This is a genomic window from Mesonia hippocampi (assembly GCF_014197445.1).
Lineage (GTDB): Bacteria > Bacteroidota > Bacteroidia > Flavobacteriales > Flavobacteriaceae > Mesonia > Mesonia hippocampi.
In genome coordinates, this window is the sequence record NZ_JACIFO010000008.1 from 75062 (window position 1) to 91755 (window position 16694).

At 33.7% G+C, this 16694-nt stretch carries 15 protein-coding genes and 2 pseudogenes; 3 read left to right on the forward strand and 14 right to left on the reverse strand.

Going from position 1 to position 16694, the window contains the following annotated elements; all coding sequences use genetic code 11:
* Positions 1 to 50 precede the first annotated feature (50 nt).
* From GGR32_RS09920 to GGR32_RS09985, 14 genes are all read right to left on the reverse strand, one after another.
* Positions 51 to 761, reverse strand: a complete 711-nt coding sequence (locus GGR32_RS09920) for a response regulator transcription factor (protein WP_183478051.1) — start codon at positions 759 to 761, stop codon at positions 51 to 53.
* A 19-nt stretch (positions 762 to 780) separates the two neighbouring features.
* The gene (locus GGR32_RS09925) at positions 781 to 2343 is read right to left on the reverse strand and encodes a sensor histidine kinase (protein ID WP_183478052.1); all 1563 of its coding nucleotides are present in this window, start codon (positions 2341 to 2343) and stop codon (positions 781 to 783) included.
* 77 nt (positions 2344 to 2420) lie between these two features.
* The gene (coaE, locus tag GGR32_RS09930) at positions 2421 to 3005 is read right to left on the reverse strand and encodes a dephospho-CoA kinase (protein WP_183478053.1); all 585 of its coding nucleotides are present in this window, start codon (positions 3003 to 3005) and stop codon (positions 2421 to 2423) included.
* On the reverse strand, positions 3006 to 3965 hold the full coding sequence (locus tag GGR32_RS09935) for a YbbR-like domain-containing protein (RefSeq protein ID WP_183478054.1): 960 nt from the start codon (positions 3963 to 3965) through the stop codon (positions 3006 to 3008). It lies immediately after the preceding gene.
* Complete coding sequence (locus GGR32_RS09940; protein ID WP_183478055.1) at positions 3958 to 4962, reverse strand: glycosyltransferase; 1005 nt, start codon at positions 4960 to 4962, stop codon at positions 3958 to 3960. Before GGR32_RS09940 ends, GGR32_RS09935 begins: the two co-directional genes overlap by 8 nt.
* A 70-nt stretch (positions 4963 to 5032) precedes the next feature.
* Positions 5033 to 5854 (reverse strand): enoyl-ACP reductase FabI, encoded by an 822-nt coding sequence (locus GGR32_RS09945; RefSeq protein WP_183478056.1) that lies wholly within the window; start codon positions 5852 to 5854, stop codon positions 5033 to 5035.
* A 44-nt stretch (positions 5855 to 5898) separates the two neighbouring features.
* A complete protein-coding gene (gene recN / locus GGR32_RS09950) occupies positions 5899 to 7551 on the reverse strand; it encodes a DNA repair protein RecN (RefSeq protein ID WP_183478057.1) in 1653 nt (550 codons plus the stop codon).
* Positions 7552 to 7645: 94 nt separating this feature from the next.
* Complete coding sequence (porD, locus tag GGR32_RS09955) at positions 7646 to 8539, reverse strand: type IX secretion system protein PorD (RefSeq protein ID WP_183478058.1); 894 nt, start codon at positions 8537 to 8539, stop codon at positions 7646 to 7648.
* Positions 8540 to 8634: 95 nt separating this feature from the next.
* Positions 8635 to 9834 carry a bifunctional phosphopantothenoylcysteine decarboxylase/phosphopantothenate--cysteine ligase CoaBC gene (gene coaBC, locus GGR32_RS09960; RefSeq protein WP_183478059.1) on the reverse strand — a complete coding sequence of 400 codons (1200 nt, stop codon included), beginning with the start codon at positions 9832 to 9834 and terminating at the stop codon, positions 8635 to 8637.
* A 12-nt stretch (positions 9835 to 9846) separates the two neighbouring features.
* Positions 9847 to 10170, reverse strand: coding sequence for a DNA-directed RNA polymerase subunit omega (locus GGR32_RS09965; protein ID WP_183478060.1), 324 nt, complete (start codon positions 10168 to 10170; stop codon positions 9847 to 9849).
* An 11-nt stretch (positions 10171 to 10181) separates the two neighbouring features.
* A complete protein-coding gene (locus tag GGR32_RS09970) occupies positions 10182 to 11000 on the reverse strand; it encodes an outer membrane protein assembly factor BamD (RefSeq protein ID WP_183478061.1) in 819 nt (272 codons plus the stop codon).
* Positions 11001 to 11084: 84 nt separating this feature from the next.
* Positions 11085 to 11966, reverse strand: a complete 882-nt coding sequence (gene dapA, locus GGR32_RS09975; protein ID WP_183478062.1) for a 4-hydroxy-tetrahydrodipicolinate synthase — start codon at positions 11964 to 11966, stop codon at positions 11085 to 11087.
* 75 nt (positions 11967 to 12041) lie between these two features.
* Complete coding sequence (locus GGR32_RS09980) at positions 12042 to 13916, reverse strand: M61 family metallopeptidase (RefSeq protein WP_183478063.1); 1875 nt, start codon at positions 13914 to 13916, stop codon at positions 12042 to 12044.
* Positions 13917 to 14322: 406 nt separating this feature from the next.
* Positions 14323 to 14766: a DUF3408 domain-containing protein gene (locus tag GGR32_RS09985; RefSeq protein ID WP_183478064.1), complete on the reverse strand. Its 444-nt coding sequence runs from the start codon at positions 14764 to 14766 to the stop codon at positions 14323 to 14325.
* Positions 14767 to 15242: 476 nt separating this feature from the next.
* Between GGR32_RS09985 and mobA the strand changes: the two are divergent.
* The 3 genes and pseudogenes from mobA to GGR32_RS10000 form a co-directional block, all read left to right on the forward strand.
* Positions 15243 to 15677: pseudogene (gene mobA, locus GGR32_RS09990) on the forward strand (conjugal transfer protein MobA).
* A 4-nt stretch (positions 15678 to 15681) separates the two neighbouring features.
* Positions 15682 to 16041 (forward strand): annotated as a pseudogene (locus GGR32_RS09995) (relaxase/mobilization nuclease domain-containing protein); the annotation flags it as partial.
* 65 nt (positions 16042 to 16106) lie between these two features.
* A partial coding sequence (locus GGR32_RS10000; RefSeq protein ID WP_183478065.1) for a transposase occupies positions 16107 to 16694 on the forward strand: 588 nt, incomplete at its 3' end.

The following is a 16694-nucleotide window of genomic DNA, read 5'->3' on the forward strand; positions in this document are numbered from 1 at the left end:
CCGCACGGAGCAGTTTTTGAAACTGAAATAAGCGAACTACTTATTTTATTTTATTCATCATCATGAACTACAAGTCTGAAGCCTTCACCATGAATATTTAAAATTTCCACTTTTTCATCGCGTTTTAAATATTTTCTAAGTTTAGCAATATATACATCCATACTACGAGAGGTAAAATAATTATCATCTCGCCATATTTTTGTAAGGGCTAATTCTCTAGGCATTAAATCGTTTTCGTGTAATGCTAACAAGCGTAAAAGTTCATTTTCTTTAGGAGAAAGTTTTGCTGGTTCTTCTTTCTTATAGGTTAAGAATCTTAGCTTTGAGTTTAGGTGGAAATTACCAATTTCAAACTCAAATTGTTTACTATCTGCAACGCTTTCGGTTCCTTTACGCTGAAGGATTGCTTTAATTTTCATCAACAACACTTCGCTGTCAAAAGGTTTGTTAAGGTAGTCATCTGCACCTACTTTATAACCTTTTAAAACGTCTTCTTTCATTGCTTTTGCGGTAAGAAATATAATAGGAATTTCTTCGTTTTTCTCTTTTATTTCTTTCGCTAAAGTAAAGCCATCTTTATAAGGCATCATTACATCAAGAATACAAAGGTCAAAGTTATCTTTTTTAAACTTTTCAAAACCTTCCATTCCGTTTTTGGCATGTGTAACTTCATAATCGTTCATTGCCAAGTAATCCTTAAGCACAATTCCAAAGTTTGGATCGTCTTCTACTAATAAGATTTTTTTCTTTTCAGTTTCCATTTCGCTCTCTTTTATTTAATTATGATATTAGTGGTAATTTTATAATAAATGTGCTTCCCACGCGCTTTTCGCTCTCTACAAATACTTGCCCGTGGTGATCTTCTACAATTTGTTTTACATAAGCAAGTCCTAAACCGTGTCCTTTTACATCATGAACATCGCCTGTATGCTCGCGATAAAATTTTTCGAACACCTTTTTTTGTACGTTTTTACTCATTCCTTTCCCTTGGTCTTTTATCTTTAAAATAATATAGTTTTTTACATTTTCTGTATAAACATCTATTTTAGGTTGTCCAGGAGAGTATTTTATTGCGTTATCTAGAATATTTACAATTACATTAGTAAAATGAGAATCGTTGGCTAATATGGAAGATTTTTTTGCTTCGAAATGTGTGTTTATATAGCCTTGTTTCTCTTCTACAATTAATTCTACATGCATAATTGCATCTTCTATTAAATCGTGTAATTTTAAACGTTCTTTATCTAGGTTTAGTTCATTTCGTTCTAATTTTGAGATTCGTAATACATTTTCTACTTGTGCATGCATACGTCTATTTTCTTCTTTTATCATCTTCAAATACCGGTCTACTTTTGTGGTATCTGAAGCTACTTTAGGGTTTTTTACCGCGTCTAATGCTAAATTTATAGTGGCAATTGGGGTTTTAAATTCGTGCGTCATATTATTGATAAAATCTGTTTTTATCTGCGAAATTTGACGTTGTTTTATCAGTTGTGAAATTGTACTCGCGTATGCTACAATAATAATAAGGGTAAATGCTACACTTAAAATAATCATGAGAACAATAGACGAGAAAACCTCTTTCTTTTTTCCTGTAAAGTTTATTAATAGTTTATAGTTTGTTGTTGGGGATTCAAAAATCGGAATCCCATAAGTACTAGGGTAATGTTGTTTAAAATTTTCTGTTTTTACCTTCGTTGCCAATTCATTACTAAAAATCCCAAATTCATATTTAGATTTTATATCTCTTGCTTCGAGTTGAGCTTCTATCAGCCTTCTTAATTCGGTGGTATCTACTCGTTTGTATATTGGTAATTCTGATGCTTTTTCTTTTATTGCTTCAGAAAGTAATATTTTTTCATTTTCCTCTAACCTTGAGATACGTTTAAAACGTTCTTCTGCCGAGATGTTTTTTAAATCTCCTTCTACTTGCTCGTTTCTAACCACACGAGAGACACGCTGATTTACAAGTTTTTTAAACGCTATACTGTCTCTATCTCCACTTAAAAAAGGAGAGGATAATTTGTAATCTTCCTGCAAAACAGTAGAGTAAATAAAGGTTTCATTATCTAAATCATCTTTATTTATCTGAAACAATTCGCTTAAGGTAGTGCTTGTAGGTTTTGATTGATTTGCTATAGTTGCATATTGAACATAGTATTCATCTACTTCCTGTCTTTCTATTTGTTCTGCAACATCTATTAAAACCTGCCTTGCGCTGTAAGAGAATTGCTCTTCGTTACTTTCTACTGTATTTTTTATCCAAAACCCCTGAACAACAATAATTCCTGTTAGGGATAAACTCATTAATAATATGAGTGCTAAAAACACTTTTTTATTCATGCTCTCAAAAGTAACATTTTAACATTTAGTCTTGATGAGGTTTAACCAAACGTTAACAAAAGGTAAGAATATCTTTTCTAAAGTGCTAAAAAATTACCATGAAGCTTTTCAACTTGTAGTTGGGTTTGCTTAAGGTTTATATTTTCTATAATAAAATCGGCTAGTTTTTGCTTTTGTTTGTCGTCCCATTGGTTTTTCATACGCTCCTCTACCTGAGCTTTTGTTACTCCATCGCGTTCCATTACTCGTTTTATACGTGTTTCTGCGGGAGCTGTAACCAATATGATATAGTTACACTTGTTTTGTGCATTATTCTCAAATAAAATTGCCGACTCATAAATTACATAGGCTGTTTTTTGTTTTTCTACCCAAATGCTGAAGTGTTTTTCTACAACTGGATGTACAATTTTATTCAACCTTTCTAAAAGATTTTTATCTGAAAATACTTTTTGTGCAATAAACGGCCTATTGGGTATATTTTTTGGTGTAAGTGCTTTTTCTCCTAATAGTTTTACGAGTTGCTGCTTTATTTCTTCAGAGGAATCCATAAGCTTTTTAGCTTCTTCATCCGAAATATAAATTGGAACCCCTAAAGCTCGAAACATTTTAGCTACAGTACTTTTTCCGCTGCCAATACCTCCTGTTAATCCTACGATATACATTTATTTCTTTTTAATAACAAATTGTACCTTATTTGTATTTAACCTAAAGTTAGTAATAACTTCTGGCTTTTTAGTTAATTTAGGAATTAAAAAGTCTTGATTTTTAATAATTGCACCATAATCGCAAACTACTTTAAAATCGGTTTTATCTATTTCCTGATAATATTCTAGGGGTACCGAAAAAACAACTACGACTTCTTTTGGAAAGAAGCTTATTTCTGTTTCTGGCGGTGCGTTAATTATTGTTATAGGAATAGCCAACTCGCCTTCTGTAAACTTTTGTACATCTATACTGTATGTAATTTTTTCTGGAGTAACTTGTATGTTTTTAAACTTTGGTTTTTCTATTGCTATGTTTGCTGTTTTTGATTGGTTTAAATCAACTAATGTTTTAGGTTTTGTAGAAACAAAGTTTATCTTCTCTAAATAATCCTGCTCGCCAATAATTTTAATTGAATCTGGCGATAATTGAATGCCATTTTTTGAAGAAAATCCTGCTGCATATTTTGTCTTAATGGCAGAGATTACAGGAACTTTTTTTACCGCTTTCTGCTGAAAAGGTATTTTTAAGGTATCGGTAAGGTAAACTATGCTTTTAAAAGCTGAAGTTAATTGGTTTTCTATCAGCGCTTTATTTTTATTTACTGAAAAATATAAATTATTTTTCCGCTCAGGAAGCTCGTTTAAAGGTATTGCAAGACTAGGTTTATTAATAGCCAATTTTGTTAACCCAAACCCTGTATTGGTAATTTTAACCGTAATTACATCCTTCTTTTTTGTTATAATTTTATCTTTTGGATGCTCTTGATAAATTACAGGAATTTCTATTATTTTTTGATACGTTTTTGAAAATTGAATCAATATCCAAATTATTATAGACAACAATAAAAACAATGAAAATGCTTTAAAGTTGGTTTTTCTAAAAGTGGTTTCTTTTATTTTCTTTAATAACTTAAGCATCAAAAAACAATTTAGGGAATGTTTTTCTAGGGTTTTTACCTAAAACTCTAATATAAAACGTCGTTGTAAAAAAACCTATTCCGTAACCAAAAAATTGAATAAGAACAGCCCAAAGTACTAAAATACTTATTTTAAAGTTTTTAGTTTTTAGAAAAGCATCTAGAAACAACAATAAAAAATAGAGGGCATAAAAATACATTAAATAAGGAAAACCTATTAAAAGTAAAATTACCGCACTTAGTAAGCCAAGGCTAAACATGGTAGGAAACCAAAAGGCAATGCTTTTTGTATGCGGATGCCATGAGTTTAGAATGGGGCGCACCATTCCAAATTTTTTAACTTGAGTATAAAATTTATCCCAACTAATTCTTCGTTTATGATATACTTTAGCGCCCTCGATAAAGGCTGTTTTAAATCCTAATTTCTCTAACCTAATCACCAAATCTGGATCTTCACCTGGGTGTATCTTTCCGAAGCCCGATGTAGCCTGAAATGCTTTTTTAGAAAGCCCCATATTAAAGCTACGAGGCTCAAATTTTTTTACTGCTTTCTTTTTTCCACGTATGCCTCCTGTTGTTAAAAAAGAAGTCATGCTATAGTTAATTGCTTTCTGAATGTCTGAAAAGCTCGCATCGGCAGCATCTGGACCTCCAAAGCAATCTATATAGTCTTGTTGTAAAAAAGCCGCTACTTCGTCTAGGTAATCTTTGGGTAATATTACATCGCTATCTAAGATAATAAAGTAATTCCCGCTAGCTTTTTTCATCCCATAGTTTCTTGAATCTCCTGGCCCAGTATTAGGTTTAGTTAAGTACATTATGTTTAGGCTATTTTTATAATTCTCAATAACCTTATCAGATGTTTGGGTAGAACCATCTTCAACAATAACAATTTCGAAAGGTATTTTCGAACTGAAATTTAAGAAACTAGCCAGTAATTCATCTATTTCATCTGGCCTATTATAAACGGGGATTATAAAACTATAGGTTAACTTCACAAAACAAAAATAAGAAAGAAAAATCCCAAAGCTATAAACTTTGGGATTTAAAAAAGAATTTATTTTTTATTTATTCTATTCCTTTTTCAAAAGCTTCCATTACTTTTTGGCTTACTCCCATGTTAGAGAAACCTCCATCATGATAAAGGTTTTGTAAAGTAACTTTTTTAGTTAAATCTGAGAATAAAGTTAAGGTGTAATTTGCACAATCATCGGCAGTGGCATTTCCTAATGGCGACATTTTATCTGCATAAGCAATAAAGCCATCAAAACCTTTTACACCTTGTCCTGCTGTAGTAGGTGTTGGTGATTGAGAAATGGTGTTTACACGTACTTTTTTATCGGCTCCAAAAAAGTATCCAAAACTACGGGCAATAGACTCTAAGTAGGCTTTATTATCGGCCATATCGTTATAATCTGGAAATACGCGTTGCGCCGCCATATAGGTTAAAGCTACAATACTTCCCCACTCGTTTATGGCATCTTTTTTATACAATACCTGCATTGTTTTATGGAAAGAAACGGCAGATACATCCCAACCTTTGGTTGTAAAATCGTAATTTGACTCTGTATAATGTTTGCCTTTACGTACATTTACCGACATCCCGATAGAGTGAAGTACAAAATCTATTTTCCCTCCAAGAATTTCGGTTGCTTTTTCTACTAAATTTTCTAGATCTTCTAGTTTAGTTGCGTCGGCAGGAATAATTTCTGAACCTGTTTTTTCTGCTAATTGCTTAATGCTTCCCATACGCATAGCGATAGGTGCATTTGTTAACACAAACTTCCCTCCTTCTTCGTGTACTTTTTCTGCTGTTTTCCAAGCTATTGAATTTTCGTCTAAAGCTCCGAAAATAATTCCTCTTTTTCCTTTAAGTAGGTTATAAGCCATAATTAATTGTTTTTAATATCGTGTAAATATAAGAATTCTTGTTTTTATTCAAGTAAGGTTTTTGCATGAGCAATTGCCGAAGCTGTTTTTGATTTTCCGCCTAACATTTCTGCCAATTCCTCTATACGTTCATCTGTAGATAAAACCTTTAAATGTGTTTGGGTTTTATTTACATTTGTTTGTTTATATACTTTTAAATGCCAATTTCCCTTTGCTGCAATTTGAGGTAAATGCGTAATGCTTATCACCTGCATTTTTGAACTCATTTCTTTCATAATATCGCCCATTTTTTGCGCTACTTCTCCCGAAACCCCAGTATCTATTTCATCAAATATTATGGTTGGCATATTGCTATAAAACGCTAAAATACGTTTTACCGCTAACGTTATTCTAGATAATTCTCCTCCTGAAGCAGATTTTTTAATGCTTCCAAACCCTACTCCTTTATTTGCCGCTAATAACCAATCTACTTGTGTAATTCCGTTTGATAAAAGATTTCCTGTTTTGGTTGTCGAGATATCTAGTTGTGCATTAGGCATACCTATTTGTTTTAATAGGCTTTCTATTTGTTTAGCTAATTTTACAGCTATTTTTTCTCGGTTTTTATGCAATTTTTCGGCTATCGCTAAAGCCTTATCCTTCAAGGTTTTTAATTGCTCTTCTAACGCAGCAAGTTGTTCATTTGCATTTTCTGTTAAAGAAACTTTCTGCGTTAAATCTGTTTGAATTTCTATTAATTCCTCAACACTATTTACCTGATGCTTTTGCTGAAGTGCGTATATCTTTTCTAATTGTTCGCTAACCGAAGTTAACTCTGTTGGGTTGTCTTCTATGGCCTCCGAAAGCCTGTCTAACTCCACCACTACATCTTCCAAGTCTACCAAACTACTTGCTACGCGCTGGTGTAATTGTTCGTATTGATTTCCGAACTTAACCAAACTTTGCAATTTTTGTTTTGCCAACAACAGGCTAGACATTGCTCCTATTTCTTCTTGTTGAAGGTGGTAAGAAGCACCGCTTAAATTTTCTTTTAATTCTTCTACGTTTGTTAATTGTTTGTACCTTTCTTCAAGATCTGCTAACAAACTAGGCTTTAAAGAAGCTGCTTTTAGTTCTTCTAATAAAAAAGAGTGATAATCGTATGTTTTTTTAGCTACTGCTTGTTCTTCTTTTAATGTTTCTAAAGCTATATGGGTTTCCTGATAAGCAGCTAAAGCTTCTTGATATTTTTGTATCTCCTCCTGATTTTTAGCTAAGGTATCTATAACTTGTAATTGATAAGCTGCCGAAGTTACCGATAGGGTTTCATGCTGACTATGAATATCGATAAGCTGTTGCCCTAAGGCTTTTAATTGTTGTAGGTTAACTGGCGTATCGTTGATAAAAGCCCTGGATTTACCCGAAGGCAATATCTCTCTTCTTATAAAAGTTTGAGACTCATAATCTAAATCTTCTTCATTAAAAAACGCTTGAAGGTTATAAGCATCCACCTCAAAGACACCTTCAACAATACATTTTTTTTCTGGATCTCTTACGGTAGATTTATCTACACGATTTCCTAACAACAATGATAAAGCTCCTAATAAAATAGATTTACCAGAACCTGTTTCTCCTGTAATTACGGTAAACTTGTCTTGTAAAGGAAGTTTTATATCTTCTATTAAAGCGAAGTTTTTTATTGTTAACGAGCTAAGCAATATGGTATATTTTTACTATTCTTTTTGAAAGGTAAATATACGAGGGATTTTTGAGAGTTTTGATTTTTATGAGGAAGGAATTTCACCACATAAATCAATACTTTATTTCTTGCCATTTTTTACTATGTAATGGCGCTACACTGTTTAAAACATTAAGTAACTCTTTTACCGATGTTTTTGCACCTCCGCTAAAAATTTGCTGAATTTCATCTGATTTTGCATCGAAAAATGAACGCAATAAATAAGTATTAGACCGAGCATCATTAACATTTTTAAGCGCTAGCAAGGCTTCTTTAATCTGCTCTTTTGCCACCTCCTGCTCTGCATACATTTGATCTAATCCCTCACGATGATATTTATACATTACCTCTTTAAACGCTTTTAAATTAGGCGAAATTGCTTCTTGATTTAACTGATACCTAGAATTGTTACCATCGCTAGCACTCCATCCTGAACGCTTACCTTGTTGTGCGGTATTTACAATTTGCCTAGCTACTTCGTGAAAATCACTTCCGCCATTAGTTTCAAATGTATCAGCATCAAAACCTAAAATGGTATAAACATAAAAACTTAACACCGAAACTAAGTTGGAGGAATAAGCATTAGGGTCGTATATTAAGGGTTGAAATTCCTTATAATCAAAATTAACTTTATTATCCTTTATATTAAGAATTGGTGTTTCTGTTGTGCTCCCAAATACAGGTCTTGAAGATTGCACTTGTAAAGTAGCTGTAAATTGGTTTGAATTGTATTTTATTACATTAATAAAAAAACTACAGTTTATTTTCTGATGATCTTCTAATTTATCGCCAGTCCAATCGGTATTATCTACAAATTCTTTAACTGCTTTTTCTAAGGTTTTAAATATACTTAACTGTGTTTTACCTGTTTGCTCTGCATTTACAGTTACCTGACTGTTAAATTGTTGCGCTATTAAAACCGGAATACTCGATAAAAAAACGATACTTATTAAAACTATTTTTTTCATATATAACTTTTATTACAGCAAAGTAAACTATAATTTAAGACTGGACAAATGGAACGTTCAAAGTCTCTAATTATTGTTATTCTATTGATGCTAAATTACAGTTTCTCTAAAATAGCATCAAAAATATCTTTTGCCACCAAGTGCTTATCTTTTAAATCGTAAGCGTTTATGCTATTTTCACTTATCAGCTTTATTTTATTGGTTTGGGTTTTAAAACCTGCTCCTTTATCGTTTAAAGAATTTAAAACTATTAAATCAAGATTTTTCTTGCTAAGCTTTTTCTGTGCATTTTCCACCTCATTTTCAGTTTCTAATGCAAAGCCCACCAAAAATTGGTGTGTTTTATTTTCTCCTAAAGAAAGTAAAATATCTTGTGTTTTTTCTAATTGAAGCGCTAAGGCGTTTTCCTTCTTTTTAATTTTCTGATTGGCAACGCTAACGGGTTTATAATCTGAAACCGCTGCTGCCGCAATAACAATATGACTGTTTTTATAGTACTGATGTACTGCCGAGTACATTTCTGCTGTGGTAAAAACTTTTATTGTTTTCACTCCTTTAGGTACTGCTAAAGCACTAGGTCCACTTATCAAGGTTACGTTAGCACCAAGATTTCGGGCAACTTCTGCCAAGGCATAGCCCATTTTTCCGCTAGAATGATTTCCTATAAAACGTACGGGGTCTATAGGTTCGTAGGTTGGGCCTGCAGTTATTAGTACTTCTTTCCCTTTTAATGGTAGTTTACTTAACGAGAATGCGTTTGAAATTTGTTCAAAAATAGCTTCAGGCTCTGCCATTCTTCCTTGTCCTACCAAACCACTTGCCAACTCTCCTGATGTTGCTGGGATTATGTGGTTTTCTATCTCTGCTAAAAATGCTAAATTTTTCTGTGTTGTAGGATGCTGGTACATATCTAAATCCATAGCTGGAGCGATATACACGGGACATCTTGCCGACAAATAAGTGGCTAGCAAAAAATTATCACACTGCCCATTTGCCATTTTAGAAATGGTATTGGCTGTTGCTGGTGCAATAATCATTACATCTGCCCACAATCCTAATTCTACATGATTATTCCACAACTGATTTTCATCTTCTGTTATAAAATCTGTATAAACTTTATTTTTAGAAAGTGTAGAGAGTGTTAGAGGGGTTACAAATTGGGCTGCTTTAGGAGTAAGAATAATTTTTACTTCTGCTCCTGCTTTTACAAACAACCGTGTAAGTGGTGCAATTTTATAAGCGGCAATACCTGCCGTTACTCCTAGCAATATACGTTTGCCGCTTAATACACTCATTGCTTTGTGTTTTTAACTATCTGCGTTTGTATCGCGGTAGTAAATTTTCCCGTCTAACCATTCTTTTACAGCAATAGCATGTGGTTTTGGTAAACGCTCATAGAATTTAGATACTTCTATTTGCTCTTTATTTTCAAATACCTCTTCTAGGCTATCGTTGTATGTAGCAAATTCTTCTAGCTTTTCAATAAGCTCTTTTTTAATTTCGGTATTTATCTGGTTTGCACGTTTTGCAATAATAGATATTGCTTCATATATGTTATCTGTTGGAGCATCTACCAAATCTTTATCTATTGTAATGGTTGATACAGGTGCCTCGGTCTTCTTTAAATCCATACCTAAAATAATTATGCTTGATTTTTTGTAATTAATCGCTTGTTAATGTCTTCTGAAATTTCTTTAACTTCCTCTATGTGGGAGCCTTCTGGATAATATTTTTCATAATCCTCTACATAAGATTGTGCATCCTCCAGGCGGTCTTCTACTAAGTGTTTATAACTGTTTATACTTAAAACATAAGCGGCTTTGAGCTTATAAAAATAAGCATCTTCCATATATTTAGCTCCTGGCCTATCTTCTATATAGTTAGCCATTGCTGCAATAGCAGACTTATAGTCTTCTATATGGTAATATTGTTGTGCAATTTCAAAGGCTTTTCTGTCTAGTTTATCGCGTAATTCACCAACAAGTTCATTGGCTTCTCCTATGTATTGCCCATCTGGATATAAACTAATGTATTGCTGAAATTTCTCTATCGCTTTATACGTATCTATTTGGTCTTTACTATATACAGGTGATATATAATAATAACTTTTAGCTCCTTTATAATATGCTTCTTCTACTTTTTGACTTTTAGGATAAGCCTTTGCAAAACGTTCAAATTGATAACTTGCGCCAAAATAATCTTCTAGCTGGTAATGCGCATCTGAAAATATATAAGCAATACGCTCACCTTGAGGTTTTCCTCTATACTGAGGCAGTATTTGCTCTAAAAGGCGTATAGATTTTTTGAGTTTTGTTTTCTTTCCTGTCTCCATGCCTTCGTCATAAAACTTTATAGCCATATCGTATTTAGGTTTTATGTCGTTTTTCTTTAAAACCTTCTGATATTCACTACAGCTAAAGGCAACTATACAAACGCCAAGAAGAAGTATTTTTTTCATCATAACTTGAAATATCTTGCAAAAGTACTGCTTTCTACTGAATTATAAAAACTTCAATTCTATATAAAGCTAGTAGGGGTTGTTTTTTTATTTCTTAAACGTAGAAATGTAGGTGTTTATTTTATCATTTAGGGCTGTACTTGCTTTTACTAGCGGTAAGCGCACTTCTTCGGTAGAGAGTTCTAAATGTTTGAATACATTTTTAATTCCTGCGGGGTTTCCTTCTTCAAATATATAATCAATCATTGGGGCTAATTGGTAATGAATTTGGTAAGCTTCATCTACTTTACGCTGAAGCCCTAAATTAACCATAGTAGAAAACGCTGTAGGAAAACCTTGTGCAATAACCGATATTACGCCTGCTCCTCCAGCTAAAACCATAGGTAAGGTTATCATATCATCGCCAGAAATCACAAGGAAATCTTTTGGAGTTTTAGCAATTACTTCCATGGCTTGTACCATATCGCCTGCCGCTTCTTTTACCCCTATTATATTTGAGAACGATGAAGCTAAGCGTGCAATTGTTTCGGGTTGCATGTTTACACTTGTTCGCCCTGGTACATTATATAACAATATAGGTAGCGGGGAGGCTTCTGCTATCGCTTTAAAATGCTGATAAATGCCTTCCTGAGTCGGTTTGTTATAATAAGGAGCAACTGATAGAATGGCATCAAACCCTTTAAGGTTTTCTGGAGTTAATTGAGCTACAATTGCTTTGGTATTGTTTCCTCCTACCCCTAAAACCAATGGTAATTCTCCGTTGTTTTCTTCGCTAACAATCTGTTTTACTTGTTCTTTCTCTTCTTCCGAAAGGGTAGCATTTTCGGCTGTAGTTCCTAATACGACCAAATAATCTATCCCATTATTTTTTTGATAAGCTACTATACGTTTTAGCGCTTCTACATCTATATTTTTATCACTTGTAAAAGGCGTTACAAGAGCTACGCCAGTTCCTTTTAAATTTATCATTGATTTTGGCTTAAAAAATTACCTCCAATATTATAAGTATCTTTATTGATTTCCAAACTAAATTTCAAAAAATACTTAGGCTTTTAACCAAGCTTCTCTTAATTTTACTTTCTTACTGTTTGAAGGCAATATTTCATTTTTCAATTTTACTTGTTTTATATAAGGTTGTTGGTAAGGCGCTTCTAGTATTTTTGTTTCTCCTTCACGCAACACTTCTATGCTTATTTTCTGCCCGTCTTTCCAATTCTGAGACCTTAAAACCAAAAGGAATATACGGTTTACATCGTATTTTTCTCTGTTTACTTTTTGGATAACATCTCCTGCTTTTATGCCTAATTGTTCTAAAAATGAGTTGTATGAAATACCTTCTCTAAAAAACAGTTCTTCGCTAGCGGGTTTTACATCGATAAACGGAATTTCTCCGTCGAGAAAAACCCCTGTTTTTTTGTTATTGGTAGTATAGCTCACCCCTACTTTAGCTAAAAATTCTTGATAAGGTATCGGGGTATTTCCTAAAACGTAAGTATTAAAAAAAGTTTTTATTTCTGGATAGGTTAAGTTTACCATATCATCTATCAATTGCTCATCTTTAAAAGGAACATCTTTTCCATATTTTTCAGACAATTGTTTCATTAACTCCAGAATGCCTTTTTCTCCTTCGCTTAATTCACGTAAACGTATATCTAGTGCCATTCCTATTAATGCGCCTTTTTGATATACATTGTAATAATCGTCTTTATATGGTGACTTCAATACATTTTCACTTAAAGTTGTAAAGGGAATCGTATCGTTATAAACACGAGAGGTTTGAATTTTCTCGGCCATATTATCATAAAATTCCTGTGTTGATATAAGTCCTTGATTTACCTGAAATAAATTAGCAAAATATTCGGTTACTCCTTCATACATCCATAAATGTTTAGACATTTTTGGTGTATTATAATCAAAATAATGAATCTCTTCGGCATGAATATTTAAAGGCGTTATGATATGAAAAAACTCATGCGAGACAACATCTCTCATGCTTTTATTAAGGTCTGATAACGGCATTGTTTCTGGCAACACGACGGTAGTGGAGGTATGGTGTTCTAATGCTCCGTAACCTTGAGCGTCTGGCTTATTAACATCGGTTAGATACAATAAAATGGTATAGACATTGGTATTATCTATACTGCCTAAAAAATTCTTTTGAGCTGTAATAAACCGTTCTATCTCTGGCGCTATATCGGTAACTTTATGAAGTCCGTTTGGCGAATACATACTAAGTTTTACTTTCATCCCTTGCAGGTTAAAACTAGTTGTATCTGGTTTGGCGTACATTATAGGATTATCGGTTACTTGAAAATAACGCGATGCCATAAAGGTATCGGTAATTATTCCTAAACTATCCCTTTTATGCAATCGTGGCAAGGAAGTTTCTCCATAAAGGTGCTTCGGCCTTTTGATGTTTAGTTGATAGGGCAACTCTTGCTCTCCTTCAAAATAACCTACAAAGGCATGCAGGTTAAGCATAAAATTATTATCCTTATCTATATTTGTTCCTGCGGGAGAAAACACGCCTTTTTCGCCTGTAACTATATCATAAGTATCATTTACCCAATAGGTTATTTTGGCTAACTTATTAGCATTTTTTATTTTCCAAGAATTCTTATCTAGCCTACTAACCTCTAATTTTTTACCTTTATTATCTAACGCGACAAAATCATCTATCAACTCCCCATAATTATCTTCAGAATATGTTCCTGGCACAATTTTAGGAATATAAAATATCGTTTGTTTTGCAGAAATTTCAGGCGCCATGATGCTTACTTGTACTTTATCATCTACCACTTCTACCAAATCTATAGTTACGGCTATAATCTCTTTTTGATCTTGCCCAACTACCGCTCCTCCTTTACAAGCTATTAAGCTAATGCCTAACAATACTCCTAAAACTACTTTCTTTACCATGTTATTGTTGTTTTATTAATAAACAGTTTCTATGTCCAAATGTTACAAGCATGTATTATTAAAATGTAAAAATCAAGTAAGTTTACATAAATTCTAAATTTCTCTACTTAACTTTGTCTTTTTTAAAATAAATTTTCAGTAAAAATACATCAAAGATTAATAAAAGGAAAAACGGTTGTAAATAAAGACTTTACAGCCGTTTTATGATTTTTGGTAATGAGGTAAAAAGCAGAAAAAAGCAACGATTGGCAAAAGTAAGGTTACTAAAACGTTACTTTTAAATATTGAAAACAATCTTTTTAAAATACTATATTTCAGTCTTCTGCATAGTTTTTCATATTGTTCCGTAGCTCACATAGGTTTAATTTTATCATTAAGAATTGTGAGTATGGAAACGATAAAAAAATCAACATTTAAGGTGCTTTTCGTTATAGATTTCCTTAATCAACTCCCCGAACTCCTGAAAATGATATTCGATAATGTTGTCCAGATACGCATAAATCGTTAGCTTGTCAATGCCCATAATGCTTGTAAGCCTGTTGAACGTTTCGTGGTGTTCCTGCCGTACATAGACCGATTTACCTTTGCTTGCCGTTGTCGTAGGGATTTTAAAGAACTGCCCACAATAATCTTCTTTCGTCAGCTTCTTCGGCTTTGAGGTCGTTCTTTTGGTATTACTTGCAGTCGGTTTTGTATCTTCCGTTTCTATGGATTTTTCGTCTTCGGTAAAGTCGTTCCGATGTATTACGGTTTGCTGTTCCTGTTGGGTATTTTTCTTGTCGTTACCGATAATCATTTCCATAAAATCCTGTGCTTCGGGTTGCTGTTTTTTGTCGTCTTCCTGTATCATATCTATCGTTTTTAATGTTGTTTCAGATTAGCTGTTTAGTTAGCTGAACAGTCAGTTGTATATATCATTGCACCTACATATTTTCAATTAGCTAAAAAGCTAATGGATTTCAGGCAATCTATTTAACCCATTACTAACTCCATAGCCAATCAGACAGCTAACCACAACAAAGGAAATAAAAGTAATCCTAACCTGAATAAGGGTGGCAGTCAGTGGCACTATTTGGCGTTCATTGTCGTGTTTGTAAATCACTGTATTTCAAATAGTCTTACGGAACTTTGTAAACGGAAGCGGTTGGTTTTTTCGGCTAACTCCAATCCGTTTGCAAAACGGATTTTTCTGAACCCCTGTTCAGAGCAAGTTATCTTTTGAGGTCCTCGAAATAAATTTCCGTACCTCAAAAGCACTTGCCCTTGCAGGGGGCTGGAAACGGCTCCGAAGTCGCTCGTTTGTGTAAAATTAAAAATGGATTTATTATGGAAGAAAAGAACAGTAAACAGTTTAGGAAAACAGGGAGAAAACCGAAGAACGACCCTGCCGTACATCGGTATTCCATTAACCTGAACGCAGAGGATAATGCCAAGTTTCTTGCCCTCTTTGACCAATCGGGAATGAAAGCAGTAGCACATTTCATCACGGCTTGTATCTTTCAGAAGACGGTAAAGACCGTAAAAATTGATATGAATGCGGTAGAATACCACGAAAAATTGACCCGATTTTTTAGCCAATTCAGAGCAATCGGAACAAATTACAATTAGATTGTGAAGATATTGTACCGCAATTTTTCAGAGAAAAAAGCAGGAACATACCTTTTTAAATTGGAAAAAGAAACCATTGAATTGGCAAAAAATACGCAGGAAGTCATCCGTTTGACACAGGAATTCGAAGCAAAGTATCTAAACAAAGAGTGAAATTATGATTGCAAAAATCGGAAAAGGTAGCAATATGTACGGAGCGATTTTGTACAATCAGCAGAAAGTGGAAACGGAAAACGGAGCGGTTTTGTTGCTGAACAAGATACCCGATACAATGGACGGCAGGTATTCCGTAGCGTATTTCAACAAATGCTTTGAACCGTATTTGTCTGCCAATATCAAAACGGAAAAGACGGTACGGCATATTTCATTGAACCCCGACCCGAAAGACAGGGTAAGCGATGAGCAGTTTACCGAAATGGCACAGGAGTATATGGAACGTATGGGCTACGGCAATCAGCCTTATATTGTTTTCAAACATACGGACATTGACCGAACGCATATACACATTGTGTCTGTTGCACAATTTAGCAAAAAAATCCATAGCTAAGATGTTTTTTATGATTAATTTTCGTAACTTATTGTATGCAAGGCAAAAAACAATATCAGGAAAAATTATTCAGTAACTTTCAATTAAGTGAGCGTGTTCCCGAAGACAACTTTTATCGTCGATTAAACAAGGTTTTAGATTTAGACTACTTATACACACTTACCAAAGGCTATTATGGTAGTAGCGGGCAAAAAAGCATCGATCCTGTGGTGTTCTTTAAGCTATGTTTAGTAGGCTATTTAGAAAATATTATCAGCGACCGCAAGCTCGTAGCTCATTGTAGTATGCGTTTAGACATTTTGTTTTTCTTAGGTTATGATATCGATGAAGAACTTCCTTGGCATTCCACCATTAGTCGAACTCGACAGCTTTTCCCTGAAACAATATTTGAAGAAGTTTTTACCAAGGTATTCGAACTATGTGTATCAGCAGGCATGGTAAGTGGTCACACCCAAGCCATAGATTCTGCCCCTGTAAAGGCCAATGCTTCTATGGATAGCCTAGAGCTAAAAGTGCCTGAAGAAGAGTTAGAAGCACACCTTCGGAAAGTTCGTCATATCAGCAATAGAGACAAAGACAAACCCTTTCGTGAAGCAAAAACAAACAAAGCTACTAAGGTACAA

Excerpts from the sequence above, each read along its gene's own strand:
- GGR32_RS09920 (WP_183478051.1), bottom strand. The coding sequence starts at position 761 with ATGGAAACTGAAAAGAAAAAAATCTTATTAGTAGAAGACGATCCAAAC.
- GGR32_RS09925 (WP_183478052.1), bottom strand. The coding sequence starts at position 2,343 with ATGAATAAAAAAGTGTTTTTAGCACTCATATTATTAATGAGTTTATCC.
- coaE (WP_183478053.1), bottom strand. The coding sequence starts at position 3,005 with ATGTATATCGTAGGATTAACAGGAGGTATTGGCAGCGGAAAAAGTACT.
- GGR32_RS09935 (WP_183478054.1), bottom strand. The coding sequence starts at position 3,965 with ATGCTTAAGTTATTAAAGAAAATAAAAGAAACCACTTTTAGAAAAACC.
- GGR32_RS09945 (WP_183478056.1), bottom strand. The coding sequence starts at position 5,854 with ATGGCTTATAACCTACTTAAAGGAAAAAGAGGAATTATTTTCGGAGCT.
- porD (WP_183478058.1), bottom strand. The coding sequence starts at position 8,539 with ATGAAAAAAATAGTTTTAATAAGTATCGTTTTTTTATCGAGTATTCCG.
- coaBC (WP_183478059.1), bottom strand. The coding sequence starts at position 9,834 with ATGAGTGTATTAAGCGGCAAACGTATATTGCTAGGAGTAACGGCAGGT.
- GGR32_RS09965 (WP_183478060.1), bottom strand. The coding sequence starts at position 10,170 with ATGGATTTAAAGAAGACCGAGGCACCTGTATCAACCATTACAATAGAT.
- GGR32_RS09970 (WP_183478061.1), bottom strand. The coding sequence starts at position 11,000 with ATGATGAAAAAAATACTTCTTCTTGGCGTTTGTATAGTTGCCTTTAGC.
- dapA (WP_183478062.1), bottom strand. The coding sequence starts at position 11,966 with ATGATAAATTTAAAAGGAACTGGCGTAGCTCTTGTAACGCCTTTTACA.
- GGR32_RS09980 (WP_183478063.1), bottom strand. The coding sequence starts at position 13,916 with ATGGTAAAGAAAGTAGTTTTAGGAGTATTGTTAGGCATTAGCTTAATA.
- GGR32_RS09985 (WP_183478064.1), bottom strand. The coding sequence starts at position 14,766 with ATGATACAGGAAGACGACAAAAAACAGCAACCCGAAGCACAGGATTTT.